General features: G+C 32.1%; 2 protein-coding genes. One reads left to right on the forward strand and one right to left on the reverse strand.

What is annotated here, in order from left to right; genetic code table 11:
• Nucleotides 1–287 precede the first annotated feature (287 nt).
• Complete coding sequence (locus EGH73_RS13870) at nt 288–734, reverse strand: KTSC domain-containing protein (protein WP_123282347.1); 447 nt, start codon at nt 732–734, stop codon at nt 288–290.
• Nucleotides 735–910: 176 nt separating this feature from the next.
• Between EGH73_RS13870 and EGH73_RS13875 the strand changes: the two genes are divergently transcribed.
• Nucleotides 911–1,312, forward strand: coding sequence for an META domain-containing protein (locus EGH73_RS13875; protein ID WP_123282348.1), 402 nt, complete (start codon nt 911–913; stop codon nt 1,310–1,312).
• Nucleotides 1,313–1,363 lie beyond the last annotated feature (51 nt).

Here is a 1,363-nt window from a genome sequence, read left to right on the forward strand (position 1 = left end):
TCAATTTTTTGATGCGGTTTTTTTGTTTTTAACTTAGAGCTTGTTTAAAAATTATGAAAAATATTTAACCACAAAGTCACAAAAGAAAAATCAAAAAAAGAAAATGTTTCAAAGAGCAAAAAAGCTAACATTTGAAGCCATTATCCTTATTTGAACTTTGATAAACTTAAGGGAAATTAAAACTTTGTGACTTTTGTGGTTTTCGAAACAAAAACAGGCTTTGAATGATATAAATAAAAAAGACTCTCAGAAAAATCTAAGAGTCTCATATATTTTAAAATGGAAAATTAATCTGCCATTGCTTCGCCAGACTTTCTATAGACAAAATTGCCGTAGATGTGTCTTCTTGCAAAACGACTTGGAGAATCAGAATTTACCATTTTGATGTAAGTATTTCTTGGAACGCCTATATATTCGAACATTTGTCCGTTCAGATGCTGCACTTTCAGTATGGATTTTTCAAGATAAAAATCAGCAATGATAGAATTGGAGATCGTGTCGGTATATTCTTCTTTATATTTTTCCTGAGTTTCTTCATTAATGCTCACTAGAAAATGATAGGCTTCAATCACAGATTTGCTCTTTTCCTCCGCTGCCAGTTTTCCCTCTTCATCATTGATAAATTTGTCCGGATGCGTATCTTTCATCACATTTCTGTAGATATTTTTCAGTTCTTTTAGCGTTACTTTATGATCTACTTCCAGCAATTTTCTGTATTCTGCAATTTTCTTCATTGTCCAATTTTTTCGGATGCAAAAGTACGGGATTAAATATTAATAATGCTAATCTGTTCATTATGAATTTGTTAATAATTGAGGTTTCTGTAAGGTTTTAAGTTGGGAGGGTTTTTGTAACAGGTCAAGTTGTTAAGGAATAAAATCTTATCTTTGAAAAGTAAATTTTAAAAACAATGAAAAAGTTTTTTGTAACATCCATGATAGCGCTCGCCATCGTTTCTTGTACTAGCAGACTGGGGAATTCTTCCAAATTAGGAAAAACCCAAGCCTCTATTACAGGCACACAATGGATTTTGGCAGATGATATCACCAATAGACCAACTTTGGTAATAGAGCAAAACAGAATCTCCGGAAATGCAGGCTGCAATAACTATTTTTCAGAGGCCACAATTGATACTTCTGCCGGAAATTTTTCAGCAAAGAACATTGGCTCTACAAGAAAAATGTGTAATAATATGATAACGGAAACAGCGTATTTGGAAGTGCTTCCAAAGGTCAATAAATATGTTGTAACCGAATCTACATTGGAACTTTATAAAGACAATCTCTTGCTTCTAAAATTCACTAAGCAGTAAATAAAAAAAGTAAAAAAAAGAGCTCAAATTTGGAGGCCACTGAAAAACTAA

This window comes from Epilithonimonas hominis (genome assembly GCF_003730015.1).
Taxonomy (GTDB): Bacteria; Bacteroidota; Bacteroidia; order Flavobacteriales; family Weeksellaceae; genus Epilithonimonas; species Epilithonimonas hominis.